The sequence below is a fragment of the Pseudomonas sp. PS01300 genome (assembly GCF_029960155.1).
GTDB classification, from domain to species: domain Bacteria; phylum Pseudomonadota; class Gammaproteobacteria; order Pseudomonadales; family Pseudomonadaceae; genus Aquipseudomonas; species Aquipseudomonas palmensis.
Genome location: NZ_JASCPN010000176.1, coordinates 1 through 255, shown reverse-complemented (window position 1 = coordinate 255; position 255 = coordinate 1). Strand labels below are relative to the sequence as shown.

The window sequence follows — 255 nt, the reverse complement described above, 5'->3', positions numbered from 1 at the left end:
ACCACCCGATCTGCCTGGCGCTCTTTGCCATCAGCAGCTCGGTTGCGCTTGTAGTAAGCCTGTCGACTGATGCCTAGAAACTGACAAGCCCTGGCAATGCTCAGTCCTGCGACTTGACCTTGCGAGACGACTTGCCGGATCGCTTTTTTACGACCGAGACACCATAGTCATTTTTCAGAACATCAACGACCGTTTCAAAGAACTGGGCCTTCTGGCTCATCAGCTCAAGCTGCTGCTCAAGCTCTTTGATTCGCT

1 pseudogene is annotated in these 255 nt (G+C 52.5%); it reads right to left on the bottom strand.

The window, feature by feature from the left end:
* Window positions 1-255, bottom strand: a pseudogene (locus tag QMX96_RS26860) (IS3 family transposase); the annotation flags it as partial.